Origin of the sequence: Luteibacter sp., assembly GCF_036499525.1 — a bacterium.
Taxonomy (GTDB): Bacteria; Pseudomonadota; Gammaproteobacteria; order Xanthomonadales; family Rhodanobacteraceae; genus Luteibacter.
In genome coordinates, this window is the sequence record NZ_DASYDO010000040.1 from 1 (window position 1) to 19,328 (window position 19,328).

The window sequence follows — 19,328 nt, forward strand, 5'->3', positions numbered from 1 at the left end:
GATCGACGTTTCCCACGCGGCCGATGGCCTGGGTCCGGACACGATGATGACCCCGGAGCACATGGAGCTGCGCCTGAAGCCCATCAGCGACCCGGAACCCACCAAGGTCGTCATCCCGACCCTGCACATCCGGGAAATTCCGGGGGCGATGCGCCGCATGGGCTGGCCTGTCTCAGCGGCGCTGATGGAGCGCTGGTTCGAGGCGCCGGCCTGGACGATGCCGGGGGCGTGGAAGACCCCCAAGGGGCCACCTGAACCCTTGGCTATCCCGGCCGCGCACGTGGATACCTCGATAGCCCGCATGGATTGGGCGATATCATTCTCCCGCTGCCGCAACGCCATAGACTTGTTGCGCGAGAAGATGGCTAATCCCGCGGCGCTTAACTTGCTTCGAGAGAGGCTTGAGAAGCTGGACTGGGGCGGTCGGAGCTCGGTGGAGTTCGGGCGTCTCGATATGAGAGCCATCCAGCTAGATCAAGAGTGCCAGGCGAACAGCGAGAGTCTGGGCGAGACTTATGACACCCTCGACGACATGTACGGTGCGTTGGGAAAGGCCACGTTGAAAGTAGCGCTGATCGGTGAGGCCATGCGCAACGCATGGACCGGCCGGCTGGCCCTGCATGTGACCCACGTCGGCTTCTACCTTCGTGACAACTACGATTTCAACGGCTTCCAGTTCCTCGGTACCTGGACGCACAGTGGCGTGCTGACCAAGGCGCAGATGGTCATGAACGCGATGTTCGACAGCATGGTGTTCCAGTGGCACGGGGAGGCCATCGGCAATGTCTTCAACCATGATTTCGACCGTTACCGTCAGGCGAGCGGCCGTGGCGGCGACTTCGTGATCTATTCCGACGTGCGCTGGGAAGCGGCGGATCTCTGGCTCGACCTGGGTTGAAGCCATGCGGACCACCATCGTCGCCTTCCTCGCTCTCGCCGCCGTCCTGCTCTATGTTGCCTCCAACTGGTGGGAGAAGGCGTGGGGCACCTATTGGCACTCCGACACGAGCCCGGACGGCTGCATTCGCGTGGACGTCTTCCGGCCTTACTGGCTACTCCCGTCACCGTTTCATCCTTTGCCCCATCCCGACCCGGAGACATCCAAGCGTTGGGGGGTCATATGGGAGGCCCCCGTGTTCCTCCGTGCCTATGAAGCCGCTACCGGAACGCTCTTGGGCGAGACCATTGTCTATGATCCCCCCTCAGCCTTCGATGGCTACGACTGGGGAAACGCGCGTTCCATTGGTCACCGTGTCATCAAGGCTAACGGCTTCCCGCTTGCCACGACAGACCGGTGTGCGGACGAAACCACTCTGAAGCGGCTGGCAGCGCATTATCAAAAGGAGCGGGAGAAATATTGGCGCTGGCGGAAGAAGACCTACGCCGAGCTGCACAGGCGCGAGCGCGAAGCCGCGCAAAATCAGCAGCATGATGCGCAAACGGACCGGCAGGCCCATCGGCAACGCCTTGAACCATGACTTCGACCGTTACCATCAGGCGAGCGGCCGTGGCGAAGACTTCGTGATCTAGTCCGACGTTCCGCCATGTCCAGACTTAATGCGATGGCGAAGCCAAGCCCGGAGATATCCACGGTCATGTGAGAAGAACCTGCTTTTCCTTCTATGCCGGACTTGCTCGAAAACCCTTCTTTTGTGCGCTCGCACCATCGTGAACCGGGTCACGAACGATGAATTTTATGTACATTTTCGGTATATACGCGCTTCATGCGTGCTATAAAGTTTGCCACCCCTGTGAGTCCGTGGCTACTTACGGACTATCCAGGGCAAAGATAAGCATAGGATTAATCTGAATTTTCGGCCTGAGAGGCCAGATAAAGGAACAGATCCCGCAACGTGGGGTCAGAGAGTGACGCGGCGGCGCCTCGCAGGTGGCGGGCGGCCGAAGCGGAAAGCGGTTTGTGCCGGTCGGGGATGATTTCCTCGGGTGGCAGGGGGGCCACTTTCACAGCAACCGAGTGGGCTTTCGCGCCGATGGCGCGGGCGGCTTCGAGGATCTGCGCCTGATACAGGCGCACCCGCGAAGCCCAGGCCGACGAGGGCGCAAGGAAGACGAGCCTGCCGTCGCGCAGGTCCGCGAAACGGACCTGATCGCGCAATGGTGAGGGCAGCGTCGCGCGCAGCTGGCGGTCCAGGCGGTCGAGTTCGCGGGCCCGCTGGGCCAGCGATGCGACGGGCCCGACGTCTCCGACGGACTTGAGTCCGTTGGTGGAGCGGCGGGACGGACTGGGCGGCGGTGGCATGGGCCGGCTTTGACTATTCGATGTGGAACGTATGCAGATCATACTCGTGTCTCGTGGCCAGAAAGGGCCGAAAACGCTCGACCTTAACTGCCGGCGCTTGCGCTGCAGGTTTGTGGCAGTCGCCCTGGTCGGAATTCTCGGGGTTGCAGGCATCGGGGCTGGTGTCGCCTTGGCGGTCGCGGGTCCGAAAGCCAGCGCCCTTGGCGATATCGGTCACCTGAAGCAGCAGGTGGGCGACCAGGACGCCCGCGTCGCCGAGATCAGGCGTGACGCACAGCGCGACCTCGACGCCCTGGCCGTGAAGCTCGGCCAACTCCAGGCCCAGTCCATCCGTCTCAATGCCCTGGGAGAACGCCTGACCCAGGTCGGCAAGCTCGACGATGGCGAGTTCGATTTCGACGAGGAGCCCGGTCAGGGCGGCCCCGAACTCACCACCGGCGCCGACGTGCCCGCCTACACGATGCCGGCCTCGCTCAGCGAAAGCATCGACCGGCTCTCCGGTCAGTTCGACACCCAGCAGGCCCAGCTTGAAGCGCTGCGCGACATGCTGATGGACCGCAGCATCGAATCCAGCCTGCGCCCCACGGGCATGCCCGTGAACGGCTATATCTCATCCTATTTCGGTGGCCGCCCCGACCCCTTCAGCGGCCACGCTGCCCGCCATACGGGCATCGATATTGCCGCGCCGAAGGGTACGGCCGTGACCGCCGTGGCCGAAGGCATGGTCACTTTCGCGGGTCAGCGTTCCGGCTACGGCAATGTCGTCGAAATCGACCATGGCAACGGCTATATGACCCGCTACGCCCATAACAGCGTCATCGTCGCGCGACCGGGCCAGCGTGTCCGCGTCGGCGACGTCATCGCCAAGGCGGGGTCCACCGGCCGTTCCACGGGCTCTCACGTCCATTTCGAAGTCTGGTACCACGACCGGGTCGTGAATCCGCTGGCGTACGTCCGCAGCCATCGCTGAACGGGCTTGAATCTGGACAGGCCCGCCGCCACCCCGAGGAAAGCCGGGGGCGCCCGTAGTATGATCGTCCCTTCATGCCGGCTGGCTACCTGTCGCCTGGCAACTTTTTTCGTTTCAGATCCGGATGATCGATGTTCAATCGTGCCCTGACGAGTATTTTCGGCAGCCGTAACGAGCGTGTGCTGCGCGACCTGTCCAAGACGGTGAAGCGCATCAATGCTTTCGAGCCGGAGTTCGAGAAACTTTCCGACGACGCCCTGCGTGGCAAGACCGATGAGTTCCGTCAGCGTCTTGCCGCTGGCGAAACGCTCGACAAGCTGTTGCCTGAGGCCTTCGCGGTCACCCGCGAGGCCGCCAAGCGCGTCCTCGGCATGCGTCACTACGACGTGCAGATGATCGGCGGCATGGTGCTGCATTCCGGCCGCATCGCCGAAATGCGCACGGGCGAGGGCAAGACCCTGGTCGGCACGCTTCCGGTCTACCTCAACGCCCTTGAAAGCAAGGGCGTGCACGTCGTCACGGTGAATGACTACCTGGCGCGGCGCGACTCGGCGCAGATGGGCAGGTTGTACAACTTCCTCGGCCTGACGGTTGGCGTCGTGTACCCCGGCATGGACCACGCCGACAAGCGCAGCGCCTATCAGTCGGACATCACCTACGGTACGAACAACGAATTCGGGTTCGACTACCTGCGCGACAACATGGCGCTCAGCAAGGAACAGCGCAATCAGCGCGGCCTGCACTACGCCATCGTCGACGAAGTCGACTCCATCCTCATCGACGAGGCGCGTACGCCGCTGATCATCTCCGGCCCCGCCGAGGATTCGCCGCAGCTGTACATCGCGGTGAACAAGGTGGTGCCGGGCCTCTCCCGCCAGGAGAAGGAAGACGGCCCGGGCGACTACTTCGTCGACGAGAAGCAGAAGCAGGTGCACATGTCCGAAGAGGGCATGGAGCACGCCGAGCAGCTGTTACGCGACTCGGGCGTGATCGATCCGGATAGCGGCCTGTACGATTCCAAGAATCTCGCCGTCGTCCACCACATGAACGCGGCCCTGCGCGCGAACGCCATCTACCAGCGCGACGTCGACTACATCGTGCGCGACGGCGAAGTCATCATCGTCGACGAATTCACTGGCCGTACCCTGGCCGGTCGCCGCTGGTCCGACGGCCTGCACCAGGCGGTCGAGGCGAAGGAAGGCGTGCCGATCCAGCGCGAGAACCAGACCCTCGCCACGATCACCTTCCAGAACCTGTTCCGTATGTACAAGAAGCTGGCCGGCATGACCGGTACGGCCGATACGGAAGCCTACGAATTCCAGACCGTGTATGGCCTGGAAGTCGTCGTCATCCCCACCCACAAGCCGATGATCCGTGAAGACAATCCGGATTCCGTGTTCCTCGGTCCGGAGGCCAAGTACAAGGCGGTCATCGCTGACATCAAGGCCTGCTACGAGCGCGGCCAGCCGGTACTGGTGGGCACCGCGTCCATCGACGTGTCCGAACTCGTGTCCGGCCTGCTCCGCAAGGAGCGCATCGCGCATGAGGTGCTAAACGCCAAGCAGCACGAGCGCGAAGCGCACATCGTTGCCCAGGCCGGTGCGCCGGGTTCGGTGACCATCGCCACGAACATGGCCGGTCGCGGTACCGACATCGTGCTCGGCGGCAGCCTTGAGGCCGCGCTCGCCACGCTGCCGGAAGACGCCTCCGACGCCGATCGCGCGAAGGCGCGCGACGAGTGGAAGAAGCGTCACGAGCAGGTGCTCGCCGCGGGCGGACTGCACATCATCGGCACCGAGCGCCACGAGTCCCGTCGTATCGACAACCAGTTGCGCGGCCGTTCCGGTCGCCAGGGCGATCCGGGTTCCTCGCGCTTCTACCTGTCTCTGCAGGACAACCTCATGCGCATCTTCGGCGGCGAGCGCATCGGCCGCTGGATGCAGATGTTCGGCATGAAGGAAGACGAGGCGCTGGAAGACCGTCTCATCACGCGCCAGATCGAGAAGGTGCAGCGCAAGGTCGAGCAGCACAACTTCGATATCCGCAAGAACCTGCTCGAATTCGACGACGTCGCCAACGACCAGCGCAAGGTGATCTACGCGCAGCGCGACGAGTTGCTCGAGATCGACGACATCTCTGACATGATCGGTGACATCCGCCAGGACGTCGTCGCGGCGCTGGTTCGCAAGTACGTTCCCGCCGACAGCATCGACGACCAGTGGGACATCGCCGGCCTCGATCGCGAACTGGCGAGCGAGCTGAACCTTCGCCTCGACGTGGCGCACTGGCTCGAAGGACAACAGGACGCAGACGCCGAACGTATCCTCGAGCACGTGCGTGAGGCTGTCGACGCGCTGTTCGCCGAAAAGGAAGCGCAGATCGGTGCCGAGACGATGCGCTCGCTCGAGAAGCACGTGATGCTTTCGGTGGTCGACAACGCCTGGAAGGAACACCTCGCCAGCATGGACTACCTGCGCCAGGGCATCTATCTGCGCGGTTACGCGCAGAAGCAGCCGAAGCAGGAGTTCAAGCGCGAATCGTTCGAACTGTTCGCCGAGATGCTCGACCGGATCAAGGGCGAAGTGGTGCAGATGCTCGCCCGGATCCGCATTCGCAGCGAAGACGAAGTCGTCGCGATGGAAGCCGAGCAGCAGCGCATGGCCGAAGCCCAGCGCCTGCAGTTCCAGCACGCTGACGCCCAGGCGATTGGCCAGGGCGGCGGTGTCGACGCCGAGCAGCCGATGGCGCCGGTACTCAATGAAGGGCCGAAGGTCGGGCGCAACGACCCCTGTCCCTGCGGCTCCGGCAAGAAGTACAAACACTGCCACGGCCAATTGAGCTGACAAAAAAAACCGCTGAAACAGCCTGTGTCAAAACAGGCTAATGAGGCCAAGGAGGCGTCCCTCGCGAGAGGGGCGCCTTTTTCGTTCTGGAAAGGCGGTTTTTTCCTACTGTGTAGGAGCGCGCCTTGCGCGCGACATGTTTTCGCGCCTGTTCCCAAGCTGGCGCGCCAGCTCTCGGTCACGGCCTCAAAACATGTCGTACCCGACGCGGGCATAAACGCGCAGGGCGCGCTCCTACATCAGTCGCCGCCGCCTTTCGGCTTCTCCCGATAAGACTCAGCCTCGACTGTGACGTAGACCGGCTCAGGCGAATCCAGGCGCATGGCCGTGAGCTGGCCGCCCCAGACGCAACCTGTATCGATGGCGTATATGCCGAGGCCGGCGAAGCGCCCCAGGGCAGACCAGTGGCCGCAGACGATCTTCGTCTCGCGGCGGCGTATGCCGGGCACTTCGAACCACGGGTACAGGCCGGGCTTCTGCGTTCCCGGTGCGCCCTTGCCCTCGAAATCGATACGGCCGTTGACGTCGCAGTAGCGCATGCGCGTCAGCGTGTTGATCGTGGCGCGGTGGCGTTCCACACCCTGCAGGCGGTTGTTCCAACCCGGCGGGCGGTTGCCGAACAGGTTCTTCAGCAGGCGCTGGTGTCGTGGGCCGCCGAGTTCGCGCTCCACTTCGAGCGCCGCACGCTGCGCCTGACGCAGGGTCCAGATGGGTGCAAGGCCCGCATGGACCATCGTCCAGCCCAGCGTCTCGTCGTGGTGCAGCAGTTTCTGCATACGCAACCACTCGAGCAGCACGGGCGCGTCGTCGGCGAACAGCACTTCGCGGAGTTCGGGGTTTACCCTGGCCTGTGCGTCTTCGCGGCGCTGGCCGATCGCGAGAAGCGAGAGATCGTGGTTGCCGAGAGTGATGATCGCCTGGTCGCGCAACGAATGGATGAGCCGCAGCGTGGCCAGGGACTCACCGCCGCGGTTCACCAGGTCGCCACAGAACCAGAGTCTGTCGGCGGACGGATCGAAACGGAGCTTGTCCAGCAGTCGCTGGAGTTCGGGGTAGCAACCTTGAACGTCGCCGATCGCATAGACGGCCATCAGTCCTGTTGCTCCAGTGTGCCCTTATGGCCGTTCCCGGCGTGCGCGCAGTCCATGGTTCCGATCCTAGTGGAGCGTGCGTGGTATCGAAAGCACGAAAGTGGGAATCGGCGTATCGAAATGCGTGCCGTCGTCGGCCACCATGCGGTAGCTGCCTTCCATCGTGCCAACCGCCGTCTCGAGCACGGCGCCGGACGTGTACTCGAACGAGTCGCCCGGGCGCATCCACGGCTGCTCGCCAACGACGCCGTCGCCGCGCACTTCCTCCACCTTGCCGTTTGCATCCGTGATGAACCAGTGTCGCGTAAGCAACTGGGCGCCGGTCTGCCCGGCATTGCGCAGCGTGATCGTGTAGGCGAACACGTAGCGGTTATCGGCCGGTTGCGATTGGTCGGGAACGAAGCGGGTTTCGACCTCCACATCGATCGTGTAGGGGGATTTCGAGTTCATGCGGTGATTGTCGGGGACGGGGAGGGGGTGGGCAAGTGTGCCCCGAAAAACACGCTCACATCACGTTTGCGAGTTTCACGAAATCCCCGGGGGGCAGCGTTTCGGCGCGTGCGCGAGGATCGATGCCCAGGGCGCGTATGGCAGCCTCGTCGATCATCCCCTTCAGCGTGTTCGCGAGGGTCTTGCGGCGCATTGCGAAGGCGGCCTTCACGACCGTGTGAATTTTCGCCGGATCGCCCTGGGGCAGCTGTTCCGGCGACAGGGGAACCAGTCGCACGACAGCCGAATCCACTTTCGGCGGCGGACGGAATGCGCCGGGAGGCACGGTGAACAGCGGCGTCACCCGGCAGGCCAGCTGGAGCATAACGCTGAGGCGGCCGTACACCTTGCTGCCCGGCTCAGCGGCCATGCGATCCACGACTTCCTTCTGCAACATGAAGTGCATGTCCTGGATGGCTGCTGCGTGCTCGACACAATGGAATAGGATGGGGCTGGAAATGTAATAGGGCAGGTTGCCGGCTATGCGTAGCCGCTCCGCCCCCAGTTCCCGCGCCAATGCGCTGAAGTCGACCTTGAGCACGTCCGAATGAACGACGCGCAGGTCGCCGACAGCGGCGGCGCGCTCCTGTAGACCGGGGATGAGATCGGTATCCAGTTCAATCGCCGTCATGGTCTTCGCCACGGCGAGCAGCGGTATCGTCATGGCGCCTTCGCCCGGGCCGATCTCGACGACGGTATCGCCGTCCTTCGGCGCGATCGACGAAACGATACGGTCGATATAGCGCTTCTCGTGCAGGAAGTGCTGGCCAAAGCTTTTCTTGGGACGTGCGTTCATGACAGGCGGTGCCTCACGAGATCCATGGCGAGACGCGTGGCCGCGAACAGACTGGCGGGATTCGCCGCGCCCGTACCCGCGAGGTCGAGCGCCGTGCCATGGTCCACCGACGTGCGGATGAAGGGGAGGCCGAGGGTGACGTTTACCGTGCTGTCGAAAGCTTCGCTCTTCAGTACCGGCAGGGCCTGGTCGTGGTACATCGCGAGCACGGCATCGTAGCGCCTGCGCATGGCCGGCAAGAACGCGGTATCGGCCGGGATCGGCCCGAGCAGGTCCATGCCTTCGCCGCGCAACCGCTCCAGAAGCGGTGCGATCGTATCGATCTCCTCGCGGCCCATATGCCCACCCTCGCCGGCGTGCGGATTGAGGCCGAGCACGGCGATGCGGGGACGGGCGATACCGAACAGCGAGGCCAGGGCGGCTTGGACGATGCGCAGCGTGCGCTCGAGCAGCACCGGCGTTATCGCGGCCGGCACCGCGGACAGCGGGAGATGGGTGGTGGCCAGGGTGACGCGCAGGTCGGGACTGGCGAGCATCATCACCACCTCGGCGGAGGCGCGCTCTGCGAAGAAACCGGTGTGTCCACTGAACGGAATGCCGGCTTCGTTGATGCTGGATTTCTGCACCGGGCCGGTGATAACGGCATCGAATGCCCCGGCGAGGCAGCCATCGGCCGCCACGGCGAGCACGTCGAGCACGTGCCGCGCATTGCGCGGGTCGGGTTTGCCAGGCGCCTCGATGGCGCCAAGCGGCACATGGCGCACTCGAATCCTTCCGGCCGGACGCGATGCCACGCGTGTGCCATCGTCGTCCAGGATGTCGAGATCGAGGCCGCAAGCATGAGCGGCGCGAAGCAACAGGTCGCGATCGGTTACCGCGACGAGGTCGGCGGCGAGATCGCCGGCTGCGAGACGGGCGAGAAGCTCGGGTCCCACCCCGGCAGGCTCACCGGCGGTAACGGCGAGCCTTGGCAGGATGGTCGCGTTCATCGTGACTTACGGCGTTGCCGACGCCTGCTTGTCGTCCGGATCCTTCAGTTCCGGCACGCGGACGTCCACGAACGAGGTCGAGCGCAGTTCGCGCAAGTAGTTCTCGTAGGCTTCGTCCGCCTTGCGGGTGCCAATGGCCTGACGGGCCTGGTCGCGTTGCAACTGGTCGGTAAGGTCGCTCTGGCGCGAGCCGAGGCGCTGCAGGACGATCCAGCCGGCGTCGGTCTGGATGGGGTGCGACACCTCGTTGTCTTTCAGCTGGTCGATCTGGGCGCCGATGGCCTGGCCCCAGGCATCCTTTGCGAACCAACCCATATCGCCGCCGTTGTTCGCCGTGGTCGTGTCCTTGGACTCATCCTTGGCGAGCTTGGTGAAATCTTCCTTCTTGTCGACGATGCGCGTGTAGAGATCCTGCGCCTTCTTCTCGGCCTGCTCCGGCGTGACGATCTCGGAGGGCTTGATGAGGATCTGGCGGGCGTGGAACTCCGTGACGATCTGCCGGCCCGGCTGGCGGGTTTCCATCAGTTTCAGGATGTGGAAGCCGGTGGGGCCGCGCAGGGCGGCGGTGTTCTCGCCCGCCTTGAGCGTGGACACCGCGTCGGCGAACGCAGGCGGCACTTCATCGAGACGGCGCCAGCCCAGGTCACCGCCGTCGAGCGCGTCGGGTGCGTCGGAAAAACGGATGGCCGCGGCATTGAAGTCCATGCCGCCCTGGATCGCCTTGATGGCTTCCTCGGCCTTGGCCTGTGCCTGGGCGATGTCGTTGGCGCCACCGCCGGACGGGGTGCTGATCTGGATGTGCGCGAGGTGGACTTCGCCCGCCTTGTAGGTGGGGCTGGCAAGCAGGTTGTTCACTTCCGCATCGGTGACGGTCACCTGGTCGCGGACGACGCTCTCGTGCAGCTTCTGGGCGACGATCTGGTCGGACAGCTGCTGGCGGAAGGCCGCGTAGCTGAAGCCGTCCTGCTCCACCGCCGCACGCAGCTGGTCGAGGCTCATCTTGTTCTGCTGGGCGACGTTACCCGCGGCCTGGTCAACGTCCTGATCCGACACCCGGATGCCCTGGTCGTTGGCGCGCTGTACCTGCAGGCGCATGAGGACGAGACGGTCGAGCACCTGGCGGGCCAGGACGTCCTTCGGCGGCAGCTGGCCGGGGTTGGATGCGTACTGGCGGACGATGGTGTTGATGGCCTCGTCCAGCTCGCTCTGCAGGATGACGTCCTCTTCCACGACTGCCACGATGCGGTCGAGCGAGCCGTTACCCACGCTCATGCCCTGCGAGGGCTGGGCCGAGGGCATCAGCTGGGCGTGGGCGGAGGGTGCGGCGACCAGGACGGAGGCGGCCAGCAGGGAGTAGGCGAGGATCTGCTTCATCGAATAGGGAGCCCGGGGCACATGCCCCATTTATTGATAGCCAAGGATAGCACGGCGCAGGTAGGCGCCCGATTGCGGGTTGAGCGAGCCCAAGCCCTTGAATTCAACCTCGAACATGATCGCGTTGTCGGTCTGGCGCAGGTAGTCGTGCACGTAGTGCCGGCCGAGCACACGGAAGGCGACGCAGCAGCTGTCGTACTCAACGCCCACGGCAGCTTCCAGGGTCCGGTGGGAGAACGTGAACGCGTTGAACGTCCGGCCGTCATAGGTGACCGGCAGGACGTCGCGCCTGGCGAAGACCCACCGGGCCAGCGCGCGCCAGCGTTCGGAGACGGGAAAGACCACGGAGGTGTCGAATTGTTCCATCACGTTCCGGCGATACCGGTACGAGAAGTTGAAAATGCCGTCGCCCTTGATCCGTCGCTGGACCTGCACCGTGGCGAGGTCGGTGTCGCGGCCCCGCTGGAATACCTCGTCCTGGTCGTTGGGGTAAGGATTCTGGGTCTTGTTCGGATTCCACTGGTAGGAACTGTTCAGCCGCCACTGGTCGTCGAGCTGGATGCCGAGCTGCGCGACATAGTCGGAACGGCCGAAATCGGTGGGCGCCACGCCCGGCAACTGCACCTTCTGGTCGCTCAGGTACTTGATCTGGCCGATGCTCGCAGACAGCCGTTCGACGCCATTGTCGTCCAGCAGGCGCGTGGTCAGCGCCGCCGTCACGTTGTTGGCGTCCATCTGCCGGTCGGCACCCGAAAACCGGTTGGTCGTGAACAGCTGCCAGAAATCGAACGACATCGTGTTGGTGTCGAAGATGGGCAGGTTGTCCTGGTTCCGGTACGGCACGTAGAGGTAATACACGCGCGGCTCAAGTGTCTGGGTGTAGCTGTTGCCGAACAAGCTGGTCTGGCGGTCGAAGATCAGGCCGGCGTCCAGGCTGCCGATCGGTATCGATCGGGACGGGCTCTGCTGCGTGTAGTTGAAGTGCCGGAAGTCCGAGTCGAGTCGATAGTCCGTGTAGCGGTATTCCACGCGAGGGCGGACGAACCACGAGGCACCGGAAAAATCCGCCGCCAGGTAAGGGGCTAGATCCAGGCGGTTACCATCGACCTGGCCCGGGCGCGTTCCGGACACCGGCGCGCGGTCGACCTTGCGGAACGCCACGGCTTCGGTATCCACGCCGATGTCGAGCCAGTCGTTGACCGGCGCTTCCGCGTTAAAAAGGGCGCGAGGCCAGCGGCGATAAGGCACGACGTAGTTCGGCAGGCCGGCATCCACGTTCTGGTAATCGTCGGCACCGATGGCCGCGCTCCAGTACTCGCCCGACTTCCGGACATAGGCACTCGAATACAGGATGCCGACGGACGACTGGTAGAGGTCGTTGCTGAAGTCGCGGAAGTACTGGTTGTCCGACGCCCGGTTGATGTTGGCCCCGAAGCTGAAACCCGCGCCCAGGTCCGTCGAGTTGGTGATGTGGGCGAAATAGCGTTGCTTCGACCCGTCACGATCGCTGGTGCGGCTTTCGTTGTAATCCGTCCCCTTGTCGTTGTTCATGTACTGAACTTCGAACGTGCCGGTCGAACGCGGCAGCAGGTAGCGGAACTCCGCTCCGAGCATGAATCCACGATCGCTGTAGTAACCCGGCGTGATCGTCGCATCGTAGTTCGGCGCGAGATTCAGGTAGTACGGCAGATTGAGGTACATGCCCGAGCGCGTGCTCGAGCCGAAGGTCGGGTACAGGAAGCCGCTCTTGCGCCGGTCGTCCAGCGGAAACGTGAAGTAGGGCAGATACATGAACGGCACGCCCTTGAAGCGCATGGTCGCGCTGCGTGCTTCGCCGACGCCCGTGTCCTTGTTGAGGTTCATCGTCTTCGCGCGGAACTCCCACATGCGGCTGCCGACGTCGCACGTCGAGTAGCTGGCGGCGGTGAAGCGGCCATGCTGCGGATCCGTCACCTTCGCATGGTCGGCTACGCCATTGCCGCGCGACTGCAGGAGCTGGTAGCGCACGTTATACGCATCGCCCTGATTGGGGGTCGTGGTGCCCGTCATGCGGTCGGCTGACACCAGCATGCCAGCCTCCTGGTACTTCACGTCGCCACGGGCGTCGTAAGCCGTGGAATCGGAGTTGTATGTGACATCCTGGGCGCGCATCACCTGGTCGGCACGCTCCATCCGGACGCCGCCGGTCATGTGATAGACGTCCGGCTCCGGGCTCTCGACCTTGACGCCGCTCGCGTTGCCATCGTCGATGCCCGAATGGATGTCGGTCACCGCCGTGTCGCGAAGCGAGCTGTCCCTGGTGATCGAGGGCTCGTAGAAATCGAGCATCGCGTTCGGACGGCACAGCGCGTAGCTGACCGGACGCGGCGGGCAGATGAACGAACCCAGCGGGCAGGTTTCCGCCGCGACCGTCATCGCGGCCGGAGCGACGGCGCGGGTTTCACCCTGGGCCGGCGCACTTTGCGCCTGGGCGTCGAGGGCGGAGGCCGAAACGATGAGGGCGACGGCGGTCGCCAGCAGGCGGCGTTTAGGCAGGATGCTGATGCATGACGTCACGGGTTCGGTCTTATCCGGTCGAAAGGCCGCCAACTTAGCAGAATCGCCAACCCCACCGCACGATGGCATGTCGCCCATGAGCATGATTCCTTGGAAGCCCCGGGGGAGCTTACACCGGAGGGAGCGGGGCAGCTTAGCCGCGCGGGCGGCGTTCGTGTTGCCAGAGCACCTCGCCGTGGCCGCTGCGGCGGGCAAGCACGCGGGCCATGACGAAGAGTAAGTCTGAAAGGCGGTTCAGGTATCGCTGTGCCTCGGGCCGGATGTCTTCCGTCCGGCCGAGGGCCACCACGTCGCGCTCGGCGCGGCGGCAGATCGTGCGGGCAAGGTGGCAGGTCGCGGCCGCCATGCCCCCGCCGGGCAGGATGAAGTCCTTCAACGGCGGAAGATCGGCGTTGAAGCCGTCCAGCACGTTCTCCAGGCGATCGATGTCCTTCGCCTGGATCATCGCCATGCCGGGGATGCACAGTTCGCCGCCCAGGTCGAACAACTCATGCTGTATCTGGACCAGTGCTTCACGGATGTCCTCGTCCAGGCCCTCGGCGGCGATGACCATGCCGATGGCGCTGTTGAGTTCGTCCACGGTCCCGTAGGCCGCCACCCGCAGGGAATCCTTGCCGGTGCGGCTGCCGTCGCCCAGCCCCGTGCTGCCGTCGTCGCCCGTGCGCGTATAGATCTTGGAAAGTCGGTTACCCATCCGGAGGATTCTAACGGGACGGGGGTATCATTCGCGCATGAATCAGCCGAACCCAATGATCATTGTCGGCGGGGGTCTGGTGGGCGCCAGCCTTGCCATCGCACTCGATGCTGCCGGCCTGCCGGCGGTGCTGATCGAAGCCGCGGTGCCGCGTGTCGACCAGCAGCCCAGCTACGACGAGCGCAATCTGGCCCTGGCCCGTGCGACCGTTAACGGCCTGGATGCCATCGGCGTATGGGATTTCGCCAGGCAGCGGGCCACGCCGATCCTGCACATCCATACCAGCCGCGCCGGCGACTTCGGAAGCGTACGGATGGATGCGGCGGCGGAAGGCGTCGACGCCCTCGGCTGGACCCTGCCCGCACGTGAACTCGGCGCCGCCCTGTTGCGGCGACTGGAAGCCTGCCGGCACCTCGTCCGCCTGGCGCCGGCGCGCGTGGAAGGCATCGAGCCCGTGAACGGCGGGTGGTCGGTGACGGTGGCGACCGGTGGGGAGCAACGTCGCCTGACGACGCCACTGCTGGTCGGCGCCGATGGCACGACCTCTGGCGTGCGTGCCCAGCTGGGGATCGGTACCCGCGAACACGATTACGAACAGGCCTTGTTCGTCACGACGATGTTGCCGGAGCGCGATCCGCGAGGGCGTGCCTTCGAGCGTTTCACCGACGAGGGCCCTGTTGCCGTACTTCCGCTCGCCGAACGCCATGTCGGCGCGATCCTGACGGTGTCCGCCCAGCGGGCGGACGAAGTGGCGGCCATGGACGATGCCGCGTACACCGCTCTCGTCCAGCAACGTTTTGGCTGGCGCCTTGGCCGCCTCGGCCGGCCGGGCAAGCGCGTGCCTTATCCGATCCGCCGTGTCGCGGCCGAGTCGTTGACGGCCTCCCGCGCGGTGCTGGTCGGCAACGCGGCGCAAACGGTGCATCCGATCGGGGCGCAGGGTTTCAACCTCGGTCTGCGCGATGCGCTCACCCTTGCCGAGCTGGTGACGTCGGTCGCCGATCCCGGGGATCCGGCGATGCTTGCGGAATACGTGCGCCGCCGCACGCCGGATCGCGAAGGCACCATGGCCATGAGCCATGGCCTCGTGCGTCTCGCGTGCATGGACCAGCCCCTGCTCGGCCCGCTGCGCTCATTGGCGATGCTGGCGCTGGACCGCTTGCCGCCGCTGCGGCAAGCCTTGAGTCGTCGCGGCATGGGTTTTCGTCCCCATGCTCCCCTCGCCGTGCGGGAGAAGACGCCATGAGTGACGCCTGGAGCGACACCTCGCCGCGCCGCCGGGGGAATCTTCTGGACATTGCCGTGGTCGGCGGCGGCATGGTTGGCGCCGCCGCCGCGCTGGCTCTCGCAAGCGAGGGATTTTCCGTCGCCCTGGTCGACGCGCGCGAACCCGCGCCATGGGCTGCGGCCGAAGAAGTGGACCTGCGGGTCGTCGGCCTCGCTCCGTCATCGATCGGGCTGCTCGACCAGTTGGGTGTGTGGTCGGCCATTCGTTCCGCCCGCGCGTCCGGCTACGACCGGATGGTGGTCTGGGACGCCGAAAGTGGTGCCACGATCCGGTTCGACGCGGCCGACGAAGGCCGCGACGTGCTCGGTTACATCGTCGAGAATTCACTTGTGCAGGCGTCCCTGTGGCACGCGCTGGACGACGCCGGTGTCCGTCGCATCGTTCCGGCGGAAGTGAAGGGGCTGTCTCAGCGCGAGGATCGTGCCCACATCGAGCTGGCCGACGGCCAGGCGATCGCGGCGCGACTCGTCGTCGCCGCCGACGGTGCGGAATCGCCGTTGCGCGCCATGGTGGGCATTGGCACCCATGGGCGCGATTATGCGCAGCGTGCCGTGGTGGCCCATGTCGGCACATCGCGACCGCACGAACGTACGGCCTGGCAGCGATTCCTGCCGAGCGGTCCGCTGGCGATGCTGCCCCTGGCCGACGGGCGCAGTTCAATCGTGTGGTCGCTGCCGGATGCCGAGGCGCGCCGCGTCCTTGCGCTGGACGACGAAGGTTTTCGCGAGGCGCTCGGCGTCGCCAGCGATTTCCGGCTTGGCCCCATCGGTACCGTCACTCGCCGCGCCGCCTTCCCGTTGCGCTTGAAGTTGGCCGATCGTTACGAGGCCGACCGGCTCGTGCTCCTCGGCGATGCAGCGCACGCCGTCCATCCATTGGCCGGGCAGGGCGTGAACCTGGGATTGCGGGACGTCGTCGAACTTCGCGACACCCTGCGCGATGCCCGCGATGCGGGACGCGATATCGCCGCTTCCCACGTATTGCGTCGTTACGCCCGCCGCCGGCGCAGTGCGGACGGTCTCGATGCCTGGTCGTTCGACGCCCTGGCACGCATTTACGCATGGCAGGCGGCGCCGCTCGTCGCCGCCCGTGGCGCCGGCGTTCGCCTGCTGGATGCCTTCGGTCCGCTGAAACGCCGGATCGCCCGCCACGCTGCGGGACTCTGAAACCATCGTGTGGGAACCGCTATAGCGGCTCCCGCAGGACGCGCCTATGCTTGGCGGACTTTCCCAGGGAGTCACGCCGATGCGCCGTTCGTTGCTCGTCCTGTCCTTGCTCGTTTTCGGTCACGTGGGTGCCGCCTCGGCGGCGATGGTCGCCAAGCCCGTGCAGTGGACCGACAACGGGGTGACCTATAAGAGCTTCCTGGTGTACGACGATGCCGTCACCACCAAGCGGCCCGGCCTGCTCATGGTGCCGAACTGGTTCGGCGTGAACGACATGGCGGTGGCCAAGGCGAAGGAGATCGCCGGCAAGGAGTACGTCATCCTGCTCACCGATATGTATGGCGGCGACAAGCGCCCGTCGAACGAAGGCGAGGCGGGCGCCGCGGTAAAGCCGTTATATGCCGATCGCAAGGTCATGCGTCAGCGCGTATCGCGAGCCTTCGCCGAGCTGAAGGCGCAGGCGAAGAACGCGCCGGTCGATCCCACGAAGCTCGGCGCCATCGGCTTCTGTTTCGGCGGCTCGGCGGTGCTCGACCTGGCGCGAGAGGGCGCCAATCTCGCCGCCGTGGTCACGTTCCACGGCATCCTGTCCACCGATACGAAACTCCCCTCCAACATCCACGCGAGCGTGCTCGCCCTGAGCGGTGCCGACGACGAGAGCGTGCCGATGGCGCAGCGCGCGGCGTTCGAGACGGAAATGCGAGACGCGAAGGTCGACTGGGCGCTGGAAGCTTTCGGCGGTGCGGTGCATTGCTTCACCGAGAAAGAGGCGACGGCGGCGACGGGGAACTGCCGTTACGACGCCAAGGTGGCGCATCGCGCCTATGCGGCGATGCACGCGTGGCTGAGCGAGGCGTTCGCTAAGTAATGCGGGAGCCGCTATAGCGGCGAGAAGCCAACGGAGCGACGCTGCGGCGAGGCAGGTTCCCCCTCGCCGCGCCTATTAGAAGCGGCGTTCGACCGAATAATCGGCGAGCGCCACGAGGGCGTCGCGGAAGGTCGAGGGCGTCAGTTCCGCAAGGGCATCGCGCGCCGCCGTCGCATGTGCCACGGCTTTCTCGTGCGTGCGTTCCAGCGCGCCGGAATCGCGGATCGCGGCAACGATGCGGTCCAGCGAATCGAGCCCGCCGTGTTCGATGGCATGGCGCAGGGACTTCAGCTGCTCCGCGTCCGCCGCCTGCATCGCGTAGATCAGCGGCAGGGTGGGCTTTCCTTCGGCCAGATCGTCGCCAATGTTCTTGCCCAGGGTTTCGGCGTCCGAGACGTAATCGAGCAGATCGTCGGCAATCTGGAAGGCGTAGCCCAGTTCCATGCCGTAGTGGCGCAGGGCCGCTACCTGTGCCTCGGGCAGTCCGCCGAGCACGCCGCCCAGTTCGGTCGCGGCGGCGAAGAGCACGGCGGTTTTGCGTTCGATCACGGCCAGGTAGGCGTGTTCGTCGACATCGGCGTTACCGATGTTCAACAGCTGCAGCACCTCGCCTTCGGCGATGGTGTTGGTGGTATCGGCGAGGGTGCGCATGATGCGCATGTCGTCCAGTTCCACCATCAGCTGGAACGAGCGTGAATAGAGGAAGTCCCCCACGAGCACGCTCGCGGCGTTTCCCCACAGCGCATTCGCCGTCTTCCGGCCGCGGCGCATGTCCGACTCGTCCACCACGTCGTCGTGAAGCAGGGTAGAGGTGTGGATGAACTCGATGATCGCCGCCAGCTTGGCGTGCTCCGTACCGCCATAACCCGCGGCCCGGGCTGCGAGTACATGGAGCATCGGCCGCAGGCGCTTTCCGCCGCCCGCGATGATGTGGTCGGCGATGCGATTGATGAGCACCACGTCCGAGGAGAGACGGTGACGGATGAGCGCATCGACCTCCTTCATGTCGTCTGCCGCCAGCGCGCGAACGCCAGCGAAATCGAGGGAGGAGGGGCGGGCAGCGATGGAGGACATGGACCGGTCGTGTGCGACGTATCAGCGAACATTATACGGGCTGAGCAGGCTATATCGGTGCGTCGACCCGGACGGGCCTCAGGACGCGGCCAGCCTGGTCACCTACGTGCGGTTTCGGCATGCGCTGTCCCTGCTTCGCGGCTATCCCCGCGAAAGTGCCTGTGTTCGTTACATTTTTCAGATTTTACGTATCGAAGAACCGGCTCATCCGTGCCCAGACTGGTCGTGCACGCCGCCAAGGGCGTGCCTATCCAGCTCAAGGAAGCCGCCATGCACAAGAAATTCATTGCAACGAGCCTGCTCTTTTCCACTCTCGCCGCCGGCTCCACCGCCTCGGCAGCGAACGACGGCACTATCGACATCACCGGAAGGATCACGTCCACCACCTGTAACGTCGAAGGCCTTCAACCCGGCAGCGGCGGTGCCAGGAAGGAGGTCGCCCTGAACACCATCAGTGCGGGGGCCCTCAGCGAGGTCGGACAGACTTACGGCGACCGCGGGTTCACGATCCAGGTCGGCGGCAATCCCGAATGCGCGAACGACACGAAGGTGAAGGTGCGGTTCGATCCGGCCAGTCCGGCCCTCGATCGCGCCACCGGTCGTCTTAATGTCGACGCCGGCGCCGACACGGCGGGCGGCGTGCAGATCCAGATTGCCAACGACGACGGCACGCCCATCCATCTCTACACGGAAGATTCCAAGGTGGTCGTCGTAGCCGACAACAAGGGGCAGATCGATCTCATCGCGCGCTATTACCGCTCTGGCGCTCTAACAGCCGGAGCGGCGAACTCGCGCGTGGGCTTCCAGGTCGTCTACGAATAAAGGCAGACAGGGACGCGCCGGCCGGGTATCGCCCGGCCGGTCATGGGT

General features: G+C 65.0%; 17 protein-coding genes. 8 read left to right on the top strand and 9 right to left on the bottom strand.

All coding sequences use genetic code 11. From position 1 onward, the window contains the following. Together VGM71_RS07915 and VGM71_RS07920 are read left to right on the top strand one after the other, a co-directional pair. Nucleotides 1-898 (top strand): DUF6402 family protein (locus VGM71_RS07915; protein ID WP_331543741.1); only part of this gene is annotated, 898 nt, incomplete at its 5' end. A 4-nt stretch (nt 899-902) separates the two neighbouring features. Continuing rightward, on the top strand, nt 903-1,478 hold the full coding sequence (locus tag VGM71_RS07920) for a hypothetical protein (protein WP_331543743.1): 576 nt from the start codon (nt 903-905) through the stop codon (nt 1,476-1,478). A 323-nt stretch (nt 1,479-1,801) separates the two neighbouring features. Here VGM71_RS07920 and VGM71_RS07925 read toward each other — a convergent pair whose 3' ends face one another. After that, nucleotides 1,802-2,260 (bottom strand): DUF721 domain-containing protein, encoded by a 459-nt coding sequence (locus VGM71_RS07925; protein ID WP_331543745.1) that lies wholly within the window; start codon nt 2,258-2,260, stop codon nt 1,802-1,804. Between the two features lie 31 nt (nt 2,261-2,291). On the opposite strand from VGM71_RS07925, the gene VGM71_RS07930 reads away from it, so the two are divergent. Beyond that, entirely contained in the window at nt 2,292-3,230 is a 939-nt protein-coding gene (locus tag VGM71_RS07930; protein WP_414675106.1) for a M23 family metallopeptidase, read from the top strand. Nucleotides 3,231-3,361: 131 nt separating this feature from the next. Continuing rightward, complete coding sequence (gene secA / locus VGM71_RS07935) at nt 3,362-6,073, top strand: preprotein translocase subunit SecA (RefSeq protein WP_331543749.1); 2,712 nt, start codon at nt 3,362-3,364, stop codon at nt 6,071-6,073. Between the two features lie 239 nt (nt 6,074-6,312). Here the strand turns inward: secA and VGM71_RS07940 are convergent, their stop codons facing one another. The 7 genes from VGM71_RS07940 to VGM71_RS07970 all read right to left on the bottom strand — a co-directional run bounded on the left by VGM71_RS07940 (nt 6,313) and on the right by VGM71_RS07970 (nt 14,062). Continuing rightward, on the bottom strand, nt 6,313-7,164 hold the full coding sequence (locus tag VGM71_RS07940; RefSeq protein ID WP_331543751.1) for a symmetrical bis(5'-nucleosyl)-tetraphosphatase: 852 nt from the start codon (nt 7,162-7,164) through the stop codon (nt 6,313-6,315). Between the two features lie 66 nt (nt 7,165-7,230). Next, entirely contained in the window at nt 7,231-7,614 is a 384-nt protein-coding gene (gene apaG, locus VGM71_RS07945) for a Co2+/Mg2+ efflux protein ApaG (protein ID WP_331543753.1), read from the bottom strand. Nucleotides 7,615-7,669: 55 nt separating this feature from the next. Further along, complete coding sequence (gene rsmA / locus VGM71_RS07950) at nt 7,670-8,449, bottom strand: 16S rRNA (adenine(1518)-N(6)/adenine(1519)-N(6))-dimethyltransferase RsmA (RefSeq protein ID WP_331543755.1); 780 nt, start codon at nt 8,447-8,449, stop codon at nt 7,670-7,672. Next, the gene (pdxA, locus tag VGM71_RS07955; protein ID WP_331543757.1) at nt 8,446-9,438 is read right to left on the bottom strand and encodes a 4-hydroxythreonine-4-phosphate dehydrogenase PdxA; all 993 of its coding nucleotides are present in this window, start codon (nt 9,436-9,438) and stop codon (nt 8,446-8,448) included. The genes rsmA and pdxA overlap by 4 nt, the downstream gene beginning before the upstream one ends. A gap of 6 nt (nt 9,439-9,444) precedes the next feature. Beyond that, on the bottom strand, nt 9,445-10,812 hold the full coding sequence (locus tag VGM71_RS07960) for a peptidylprolyl isomerase (RefSeq protein WP_331543760.1): 1,368 nt from the start codon (nt 10,810-10,812) through the stop codon (nt 9,445-9,447). A 30-nt stretch (nt 10,813-10,842) separates the two neighbouring features. Then, on the bottom strand, nt 10,843-13,368 hold the full coding sequence (locus VGM71_RS07965) for an LPS-assembly protein LptD (RefSeq protein ID WP_331543762.1): 2,526 nt from the start codon (nt 13,366-13,368) through the stop codon (nt 10,843-10,845). 133 nt (nt 13,369-13,501) lie between these two features. Next, a complete protein-coding gene (locus VGM71_RS07970; RefSeq protein WP_331543764.1) occupies nt 13,502-14,062 on the bottom strand; it encodes a cob(I)yrinic acid a,c-diamide adenosyltransferase in 561 nt (186 codons plus the stop codon). 37 nt (nt 14,063-14,099) lie between these two features. Here VGM71_RS07970 and ubiH point away from each other — a divergent pair, with 37 nt between their 5' ends. The 3 genes from ubiH (at nt 14,100) to VGM71_RS07985 (ending at nt 17,384) form a co-directional block, all read left to right on the top strand. Further along, complete coding sequence (gene ubiH / locus VGM71_RS07975) at nt 14,100-15,308, top strand: 2-octaprenyl-6-methoxyphenyl hydroxylase (RefSeq protein WP_331543766.1); 1,209 nt, start codon at nt 14,100-14,102, stop codon at nt 15,306-15,308. Continuing rightward, a complete protein-coding gene (locus VGM71_RS07980; protein ID WP_331543769.1) occupies nt 15,305-16,516 on the top strand; it encodes a UbiH/UbiF/VisC/COQ6 family ubiquinone biosynthesis hydroxylase in 1,212 nt (403 codons plus the stop codon). The genes ubiH and VGM71_RS07980 overlap by 4 nt, the downstream gene beginning before the upstream one ends. Before the next feature lie 79 nt (nt 16,517-16,595). Further along, entirely contained in the window at nt 16,596-17,384 is a 789-nt protein-coding gene (locus tag VGM71_RS07985; protein WP_331543771.1) for a dienelactone hydrolase family protein, read from the top strand. A gap of 75 nt (nt 17,385-17,459) precedes the next feature. Here VGM71_RS07985 and VGM71_RS07990 read toward each other — a convergent pair whose 3' ends face one another. Further along, nucleotides 17,460-18,458: a polyprenyl synthetase family protein gene (locus VGM71_RS07990; RefSeq protein WP_331543773.1), complete on the bottom strand. Its 999-nt coding sequence runs from the start codon at nt 18,456-18,458 to the stop codon at nt 17,460-17,462. A gap of 210 nt (nt 18,459-18,668) precedes the next feature. Between VGM71_RS07990 and VGM71_RS07995 the strand changes: the two genes are divergently transcribed. Next, nucleotides 18,669-19,280, top strand: coding sequence for a fimbrial protein (locus VGM71_RS07995; protein WP_331543775.1), 612 nt, complete (start codon nt 18,669-18,671; stop codon nt 19,278-19,280). Nucleotides 19,281-19,328 lie beyond the last annotated feature (48 nt).

Coding starts and splice junctions, on each gene's coding strand:
- secA (WP_331543749.1), top strand. CDS start 3,362: ATGTTCAATCGTGCCCTGACGAGTATTTTCGGCAGCCGTAACGAGCGT.
- VGM71_RS07920 (WP_331543743.1), top strand. CDS start 903: ATGCGGACCACCATCGTCGCCTTCCTCGCTCTCGCCGCCGTCCTGCTC.
- pdxA (WP_331543757.1), bottom strand. CDS start 9,438: ATGAACGCGACCATCCTGCCAAGGCTCGCCGTTACCGCCGGTGAGCCT.
- ubiH (WP_331543766.1), top strand. CDS start 14,100: ATGAATCAGCCGAACCCAATGATCATTGTCGGCGGGGGTCTGGTGGGC.
- VGM71_RS07930 (WP_414675106.1), top strand. CDS start 2,292: ATGCAGATCATACTCGTGTCTCGTGGCCAGAAAGGGCCGAAAACGCTC.
- rsmA (WP_331543755.1), bottom strand. CDS start 8,449: ATGAACGCACGTCCCAAGAAAAGCTTTGGCCAGCACTTCCTGCACGAG.
- VGM71_RS07925 (WP_331543745.1), bottom strand. CDS start 2,260: ATGCCACCGCCGCCCAGTCCGTCCCGCCGCTCCACCAACGGACTCAAG.
- VGM71_RS07985 (WP_331543771.1), top strand. CDS start 16,596: ATGCGCCGTTCGTTGCTCGTCCTGTCCTTGCTCGTTTTCGGTCACGTG.
- VGM71_RS07940 (WP_331543751.1), bottom strand. CDS start 7,164: ATGGCCGTCTATGCGATCGGCGACGTTCAAGGTTGCTACCCCGAACTC.
- VGM71_RS07970 (WP_331543764.1), bottom strand. CDS start 14,062: ATGGGTAACCGACTTTCCAAGATCTATACGCGCACGGGCGACGACGGC.
- VGM71_RS07990 (WP_331543773.1), bottom strand. CDS start 18,458: ATGTCCTCCATCGCTGCCCGCCCCTCCTCCCTCGATTTCGCTGGCGTT.
- VGM71_RS07980 (WP_331543769.1), top strand. CDS start 15,305: ATGAGTGACGCCTGGAGCGACACCTCGCCGCGCCGCCGGGGGAATCTT.
- VGM71_RS07960 (WP_331543760.1), bottom strand. CDS start 10,812: ATGAAGCAGATCCTCGCCTACTCCCTGCTGGCCGCCTCCGTCCTGGTC.
- apaG (WP_331543753.1), bottom strand. CDS start 7,614: ATGAACTCGAAATCCCCCTACACGATCGATGTGGAGGTCGAAACCCGC.